The 7,922-nt window shown below is 68.5% G+C and carries 9 protein-coding genes and 1 pseudogene; 9 read left to right on the top strand and 1 reads right to left on the bottom strand.

Annotated elements, in window-relative coordinates; all coding sequences use genetic code 11:
- Nucleotides 1-617: pseudogene (locus L810_RS49515) on the bottom strand (flagellar basal body P-ring formation chaperone FlgA); the annotation flags it as partial.
- Nucleotides 618-821: 204 nt separating this feature from the next.
- Between L810_RS49515 and flgB the strand changes: the two are divergent.
- From flgB to L810_RS41910, 9 genes are all read left to right on the top strand, one after another.
- Nucleotides 822-1,310 carry a flagellar basal body rod protein FlgB gene (gene flgB, locus L810_RS41870; protein ID WP_021164155.1) on the top strand — a complete coding sequence of 163 codons (489 nt, stop codon included), beginning with the start codon at nucleotides 822-824 and terminating at the stop codon, nucleotides 1,308-1,310.
- Between the two features lie 40 nt (nucleotides 1,311-1,350).
- Nucleotides 1,351-1,776, top strand: a complete 426-nt coding sequence (flgC, locus tag L810_RS41875) for a flagellar basal body rod protein FlgC (RefSeq protein ID WP_021164156.1) — start codon at nucleotides 1,351-1,353, stop codon at nucleotides 1,774-1,776.
- A gap of 64 nt (nucleotides 1,777-1,840) precedes the next feature.
- Nucleotides 1,841-2,593 carry a flagellar hook assembly protein FlgD gene (flgD, locus tag L810_RS41880; protein ID WP_021164157.1) on the top strand — a complete coding sequence of 251 codons (753 nt, stop codon included), beginning with the start codon at nucleotides 1,841-1,843 and terminating at the stop codon, nucleotides 2,591-2,593.
- Nucleotides 2,594-2,626: 33 nt separating this feature from the next.
- On the top strand, nucleotides 2,627-3,868 hold the full coding sequence (flgE, locus tag L810_RS41885) for a flagellar hook protein FlgE (RefSeq protein ID WP_021164158.1): 1,242 nt from the start codon (nucleotides 2,627-2,629) through the stop codon (nucleotides 3,866-3,868).
- A 19-nt stretch (nucleotides 3,869-3,887) separates the two neighbouring features.
- Nucleotides 3,888-4,646 carry a flagellar basal-body rod protein FlgF gene (flgF, locus tag L810_RS41890; protein ID WP_021164159.1) on the top strand — a complete coding sequence of 253 codons (759 nt, stop codon included), beginning with the start codon at nucleotides 3,888-3,890 and terminating at the stop codon, nucleotides 4,644-4,646.
- Nucleotides 4,647-4,680: 34 nt separating this feature from the next.
- A complete protein-coding gene (gene flgG, locus L810_RS41895) occupies nucleotides 4,681-5,469 on the top strand; it encodes a flagellar basal-body rod protein FlgG (protein WP_021164160.1) in 789 nt (262 codons plus the stop codon).
- Nucleotides 5,470-5,490: 21 nt separating this feature from the next.
- Nucleotides 5,491-6,183, top strand: coding sequence for a flagellar basal body L-ring protein FlgH (flgH, locus tag L810_RS41900; protein WP_021164161.1), 693 nt, complete (start codon nucleotides 5,491-5,493; stop codon nucleotides 6,181-6,183).
- A gap of 5 nt (nucleotides 6,184-6,188) precedes the next feature.
- Nucleotides 6,189-7,361 (top strand): flagellar basal body P-ring protein FlgI, encoded by a 1,173-nt coding sequence (locus tag L810_RS41905; RefSeq protein ID WP_042978316.1) that lies wholly within the window; start codon nucleotides 6,189-6,191, stop codon nucleotides 7,359-7,361.
- Nucleotides 7,362-7,922, top strand: a 561-nt coding sequence (locus tag L810_RS41910) for a rod-binding protein (RefSeq protein WP_042978314.1), incomplete at its 3' end; no start/stop codon positions are given.

A 7,922-nucleotide genomic window follows, 5' to 3' on the forward strand; every position in this document is an offset into this window, starting at 1 on the left:
GCATTGGTGGTATTGGCCGCCGGGGCCGGGTTGGCGGAACCCGGCGTCGCGCGCGGCGCCGGCAACGCCGACGCGGCGCGGGCGGCCGCCATGCGTGCGGCGAAGGCCGGCTGCGGGGCCGGCCGCACGGGATTCGACGCGGGTTCGGCCGTGCCGGCGACGACCGTCGCGATCGCAGTCGGATCGGCGGCACGCGGCGCGCCGTATCCGGCGTTCGCGCGGGCGGCTGCGTAGACGGGGCGGGGCGCGGGCGCCGGTGCCGGTGCCACAGCAGCCGGTGGCGGGACGGTCGTCACGACCATCGTGCCGGCCGGTTGCGGCGCGTAGCCGGTGCTGGCGGCACCCGTGCCGCTCGTCGAGCGACCCGCGTCCGGCGCGAGGCCCGCACCCGGCGCCATCGCCGCATTCCCGGCGAACTGCCCGCCGCTTGCCGCATTGGCGTGCGCGAGCGCGGTTTCGGCCGTCTCGCCGCGCCCGGGAATCACGATCATCCCGTCGTCCGCGTGCGCGGCCGGGGCGGCGATCCACAGCGCCGCGGCGAGCGCAAAGGCACGCGCAAACGCACGCCGGACGTGCATGAGCCGCCCGTTCCTTCCGCGAAGTGCGCTGCCAGTCATCGCCCGATCCCCGATCCGTTGCTCCGCTTCGCATTCTAGGGAGCGGGGCCGTCGCGCAAACGATGAATAGAGGGGGCCTTTGCCGCGTTATTCGCCCGATTGCCGGTTGCGTCCGGCGCCTACCATCGCTGTCATGGAAAAAAGCCTCTCGGGTCGCCATCCGGCGCGAGGGGCGTGCAGCGCTTCATACGGAGAGACGCACACATGCTGGACAAACTCGATGCGGAATTCGCGTTCGGCCGACAGGCGCTCGACGTGCGCGCCTACCGGCAGGAACTGCTGTCGTCGAACATCGCGAACTCCGACACGCCCGGCTACCAGGCCCGCGACGTCGATTTCGCGTCGACGCTCGCGCGCTCGCTGAAGCAGGCCAATGGCGGCCTCGCGCCGAGCAACGCCGCGCAACTGCCGATGACGCAGCCGGCCGGCGTGACGAGCGGCATGTCGATGGTGTCGACGGCGGCGGGCCACATGGCCGGCACCGCGAAGCTGATCCCGACGGGCGGCCCGGCGGACGACTACGGCCGCGCGCAGTACCGGATGCCGCTGCAGCCGTCGCTCGACGGCAACACGGTCGATCTCGACGTCGAGCGCGTGCAGTTCGCGAACAACGCGCTGCACTACCAGACCGGGATGACCGTGATGACCCAGCAGATCAAGGCGATGATCGCCGCGATCACGACGAACCAGTGACGGCGCGCGCCGCCTCCGAATCCGAGCAAAAGGAGCTTCCATGCCTTCGTTGATGAACATCTTCGGCGTCGCCGGCTCGGCGCTGTCCGCGCAGTCGCAGCGCCTGAACGTCACCGCGTCGAACCTCGCGAACGCCGACAGCGCGACCGGCCCCGACGGCAAGCCGTACAAGGCCAAGCAGGTCGTGTTCGCGACCGACCCGATCGGCGGCGCGCGCACCGCGTCCGGCCAGGGCGTGGGCGGCGTGCGCGTGACGAAGGTGATGGACGACCCGTCGCCGATGAAGTCGACCTACGACCCGTCGAACCCGGCCGCCGACGCGAACGGCTACGTGCAGATGCCGAACGTCGATCCGGTGCAGGAGATGGTGAACATGATCTCGGCGTCGCGCTCGTACCAGGCCAACGTCGAGACGCTGAACACCGCGAAGACGCTGATGCTCAAGACGCTGACGATCGGCTCGTAAGCCGCGCGCCGACCGACCTTACAGACCCGACAGTTCCGAAAGTCCAGACAGAAGGCCACCCAGGATGACTTCCTCCAGCACGACGATCGGCAGCAACGGCACGAACGTGTCGAACCTGCCGACCGACACGATGAACACCAACAACGTGTCGTCGACCAACGGCACGTCGGCGAGCGACCTGCAGGCGACGTTCCTGAAGCTGCTCGTCACGCAGCTGCAGAACCAGGATCCTACGAGCCCGGTCGACAGCTCGCAGATGACGTCGCAGCTCGCGCAGATCAACACGGTGAGCGGCATCGCGCAGCTGAATACGTCGCTCACGTCGCTGTCGTCGCAGCTCACGGCCGGCCAGCAGACGCAGGCCGCGCTGCTGATCGGCACGAACGTGCTCGCGCCGGGCAACGCGGTCGCGGTGAAGGGCGGCGCGGCGTCGCCGTTCGGCGTGTCGCTGTCGAGCTCGGTGTCGAACCTGACGATCACCGTGAAGAACGCGGCGGGCACCGTGGTGAACACGATCAAGGCGGGCGCGCAGTCGGCCGGCACCGTGCCGTTCAACTGGACGCCGACCGACTCGGCGGGCAACGCGCTGCCGGACGGCAAGTACACGGTCAGCGCGTCGTACACCGACAGCAACGGCACGCCGCAGCCGGCCACGACGCTCGCGGCCGCGACGGTGCAGAGCGTGATCAAGCAGGCGGACGGCACGGCGGGGCTCGTGCTGTCGAACGGCACGACGGTGGGGCTGACCCAGGTCGCGTCGATCTTCCCGAACACCGCGTCGTCGTCGTCCTCGGCCGGCGGCACCACCACCAACTGATACTGATCGAGCATTCTCGAAACGGAGACCGAAATGGGTTATCAACAGGGTCTGAGCGGCCTCTCGGGTGCATCGAACGCGCTCGACGTGATCGGCAACAACATCGCCAACGCGAACACGGTCGGCTTCAAGTCGAGCACCGCGCAGTTCGCCGACATGTACGCGAACTCGGTCGCGACGTCGACCAACACGCAGATCGGCATCGGGACGCGGCTGAACTCGGTCGAGCAGAACTTCGGCCAGGGCGGGATCACCACGACGAACTCGTCGCTCGACGTCGCGATCAACGGCAACGGCTTCTTCCAGATGTCGAACAACGGCGTGACGACGTACTCGCGCGACGGCACGTTCCAGCGTGACAAGAACGGCTTCATCGTCGACTCGCAGGGCCGCAACCTGATGGGCTACGCAGCCAACGCGGGCGGCGTGATCAACACCGCGCAGACCGTGCCGCTGCAGGCGCCGACGACCAACCTCGCGCCGACCGCGACGACCAAGATCTCCGCGCAGTTCAACCTGAACTCGCAGGACACGGTGCCGACCAAGACGCCGTTCAACGCGACCGACAACACGACGTACAACTACTCGACGTCGATCCAGGTATACGACTCGCTCGGCGGCTCGCAAGCGGTCAACATGTATTTCGTGAAGTCGGCGGCCGGCACGTGGGAAGCATACGCGGGCGTGCAGGGCGGCGCGACGAACGACCTCGGGACGGTCACGTTCAACTCGTCGGGCGCGATCCAGAGCACGACGACGGGCACGCCGGCCACGCCGACCACGTCGCTCGGCCAGTTCCAGTTCACGGTGCCGAACACCGACGGCTCGGCGACGCCGCAGAACCTCACGCTCGACCTGACCGGCACGACGCAGTACGGCGGCAAGGACGGCGTGAACAACCTCGCGCAGGACGGCTTCGCGAGCGGCACGCTGACGACCTACACGATCGGCACCGACGGCAAGCTGACCGGCAACTACTCGAACGGCCAGACGTCCGTGCTCGGCCAGATCGCGCTCGCGAACTTCAACAACCCGAACGGGCTGGTGAACCTCGGCGGCAACCAGTACGCGGAAAGCTCCGCGTCGGGCGTGCCGCAGATCTCGGCGCCGGGCAGCACGAACCACGGCACGCTGCAGGGCAGCGCGCTCGAGAGCTCGAACGTCGACCTCACGTCGCAGCTCGTCAACCTGATCACCGCGCAGCGCAACTACCAGGCGAACGCGCAGACGATCAAGACGCAGCAGACCGTCGACCAGACGCTCATCAACCTGTAAGCGCGGATAACGGGCAGCCATGGACCGACTGATCTACACGGCGATGACGGGCGCGTCGCAGTCGCTCGACCAGCAGGCGATCGTCGCGAACAACCTCGCGAACGCGTCGACGACGGGCTTTCGCGCGCAGCTCGCGACGTATCGCGCGGTGCCGATGAATTTCGGCGACGGCAGCAACATCGACCCGACGACGACGCGCACCTACGTGCTCGCGTCGACGCCGGGCGCCGATTACGCGCCGGGTCCGATCACGCGCACCGGCAACCCGCTCGACGTCGCCGTGCAGGGCGCCGGCTGGCTGGCGGTGCAGGCGGCCGACGGCAGCGAGGCGTACACGCGCGCCGGCAACCTGCATGTCGACGAGAACGGCCAGCTCGTCACCGCGAGCAACCTGCCGGTGGTCGGCAACGGCGGCCCGATCTCGGTGCCGCCGAACGCGGAAGTGACGATCGGCAAGGACGGCACGGTGTCCGCGCTGATGCCGGGCGACCCGCCGACGGCGGTCGCGATCGTCGACCAGATGAAGCTCGTCAATCCCGATCCGGCCACGCTCACGCGCGGCAACGACGGGTTGTTCCGCACCGCCGACGGCAATCCGGCCGACGCCGACCCGAGCGTGGTCGTCACGCCGAATTCGCTCGAGGGCAGCAACGTCAACCCGGTGACCGCGATGGTCGCGATGATCGACAACGCGCGCGCGTTCCAGCTTCAGTCGAAGCTGATCCAGACGGCCGACCAGAACGAGCAGTCGGCGAACCAGCTGCTCAACTTCAGCTGAGCGCCCGCGCCAGCCCACGCAGGAGAATTGACAAGTGAACCGTTCGCTCTACATCGCCGCCACCGGCATGAATGCGCAGCAGGCGCAGATGGACGTGATTTCGAACAACCTCGCGAACACCAGCACGAACGGCTTCAAGGCGTCGCGCGCGGTGTTCGAGGATCTGCTGTACCAGACCATCCGCCAGCCGGGCGCGAACTCGACGCAGCAGACCGAGCTGCCGTCGGGCCTGCAGCTCGGCACCGGCGTGCAGCAGGTCGCGACCGAGCGCCTGTACACGCAGGGCGGCCTCACGCAGACCGGCAACTCGAAGGACGTCGCGATCAACGGCGCGGGCTTCTTCCAGGTGCTGATGCCGGACGGCACGAACGCGTACACGCGCGACGGCTCGTTCCAGACCAACGCGCAGGGCCAGCTCGTCACGTCGAGCGGCTACCAGATCCTGCCGGCGATCACGATCCCGCAGAACGCGACGTCGCTGACGATCGGCAAGGACGGCGTCGTGTCGGTCACGCAGGCGGGCTCGACCAACTCGGTGCAGATCGGCTCGCTGCAGATCGCGACCTTCATCAACCCGGCCGGCCTCGAGGCGCGCGGCGAGAACCTGTTTTCCGAGACCACGTCGTCGGGCGCGCCGAACGTGTCGCAGCCGGGCCTGAACGGCGCGGGCGTGCTCAACCAGAACTACGTCGAAGCGTCGAACGTGAACGTCGTGCAGGAGCTCGTCAACATGATCCAGACGCAGCGTGCCTACGAGATCAACAGCAAGGCCGTGACGACGTCCGACCAGATGCTGCAGACCGTCACGCAGATGAAGAGCTAACCGGAAAGTCCCGTCGTCGCCATGAAGCAGGTTCGCCTCCTCCCGTCAGCCACCGTCCGCGCCGCGTGCGCGGTCGCGGTGGCGGCGCTCGCCGCCGGTTGCGCGCAGATTCCGCGCGATCCGATCATCCAGCAGCCGATGACGGCGCAGCCGCCGGCGCCGATGTCGATGCAGGCGCCCGGCTCGATCTACAACCCCGGTTACGCGGGGCGGCCGCTGTTCGAGGATCAGCGGCCGCGCAACGTCGGCGACATCCTGACGATCATGATCGCGGAGAACATCAATGCGACCAAGTCGTCGGGCGCGAACACGAACCGGCAGGGCAACACCGACTTCAACGTGCCGACGGCCGGCTTCCTCGGCGGGCTGTTCGCGAAGGCGAACCTGTCGGCCGCCGGCAACAACAAGTTCGCGGCGACCGGCGGCGCGAGCGCGGCGAACACGTTCAACGGCACGATCACGGTGACCGTCACCAACGTGCTGCCGAACGGCAACCTGGTGGTCAGCGGCGAGAAGCAGATGCTGATCAACCAGGGCAACGAATTCGTGCGCTTCTCGGGCGTCGTGAACCCGAACACGATCTCGGGCGCGAACTCGGTCTACTCGACGCAGGTCGCCGACGCGAAGATCGAATACTCGTCGAAGGGCTACATCAACGAAGCCGAGACGATGGGCTGGCTGCAGCGCTTCTTCCTCAACATCGCGCCGTGGTGATGACGATGCAGAAGACCCTGTTCAACCGGCTGTCGGCCCGCGCGCATGCCGCCGCGCGGCTCGCCCTCGTGTTCGCGGCGTGCGTGCTCGGCGCGGCGCCCGCGCACGCGGAACGCCTGAAGGATCTCGCGCAGATCCAGGGCGTGCGCGACAACCCGCTGATCGGCTATGGCCTCGTCGTCGGTCTCGACGGCACGGGCGACCAGACGATGCAGACGCCGTTCACGACGCAGACGCTCGCGAACATGCTCGCGAACCTCGGCATCTCGATCAACAACGGTTCGGCCAACGGCGGCCCGTCGTCGCTGAGCAACATGCAGCTGAAGAACGTCGCGGCCGTGATGGTGACCGCCACGCTGCCGCCGTTCGCGCGGCCGGGCGAGGCGCTCGACGTCACCGTGTCGTCGCTCGGCAACGCGAAAAGCCTGCGCGGCGGCACGCTGCTGCTCACGCCGCTGAAGGGCGCGGACGGCCAGGTCTATGCGCTCGCGCAGGGCAACATGGCGGTCGGCGGCGCGGGCGCGAGCGCGAACGGCAGCCGCGTACAGGTGAACCAGCTCGCGGCCGGCCGGATCGTCGGCGGCGCGATCGTCGAGCGTTCGGTGCCGAACGCGATCGCGCAGATGAACGGCGTGCTGCAGCTGCAGCTGAACGACATGGACTACGGCACCGCGCAGCGGATCGTGTCCGCGGTCAATTCGAGCTTCGGCCCGGGCACCGCGACGGCGCTCGACGGCCGCACGATCCAGCTCGCCGCGCCGGCCGATTCGGCGCAGCAGGTCGCGTTCATGGCGCGCCTGCAGAACCTCGACGTGAGCCCGGACAAGGCCGCGGCGAAGGTGATCCTGAACGCGCGCACCGGCTCGATCGTGATGAACCAGATGGTCACGCTGCAGAGCTGCGCGGTCGCGCACGGCAACCTGTCGGTCGTGGTCAACACGCAGCCGGTGGTATCGCAGCCGGGGCCGTTCTCGAACGGGCAGACGGTGGTGGCGCAGCAGTCGCAGATCCAGCTCAAGCAGGACAACGGCGCGCTGAAGATGGTGACGGCCGGCGCGAATCTCGCCGACGTCGTGAAGGCGCTGAACACGCTCGGCGCGACGCCCGCGGACCTGATGTCGATCCTGCAGGCGATGAAGGCCGCCGGCGCGCTGCGCGCCGACCTGGAGATCATCTAAATGGCAGCCTCTCTTCCGAACGCGAACGACCTCACGCAGCGCTTCGCGCTCGACGTGCAGGGTTTCGACGCGCTGCGCGCGCAGGCGAAACAGTCGCCGCAGGCCGGCGCGAAGGCGGTCGCCGGCCAGTTCGACGCGATGTTCACGCAGATGATGCTCAAGAGCATGCGCGACGCGTCGCCGGACGGCGGGCTGTTCGATTCGCATACGTCCAAGCTGTACACGTCGATGCTCGACCAGCAGCTCGCGCAGCAGATGTCGACGCGCGGGATCGGCGTCGCCGACGCGCTGATGAAGCAGCTGCTGCGCAATGCGGGGCAGGGTGCGGGCAGCGACACGGCGGCCGATGTCGGCGCGGCCGGCCCGGGCGCGGGCGGCCTCGGCACGTCGGGTAACGAAGGCGGCCTCGCCGCGATGAACGCGATGGCGAAGGCCTACGCGAACGCGGCGAACAACGGCGGGCTCGCCGGCACGCGCGGCTACTCGGCCGGCAGCGCGCTGACGCCGCCGCTGAAGGGCGCGAGCGGCGTGCAGGACGCCGACGCGTTCGTCGACCGGCTC

The sequence above is a fragment of the Burkholderia sp. AU4i genome, from assembly GCF_000466765.1.
GTDB lineage: Bacteria > Pseudomonadota > Gammaproteobacteria > Burkholderiales > Burkholderiaceae > Burkholderia > Burkholderia cepacia.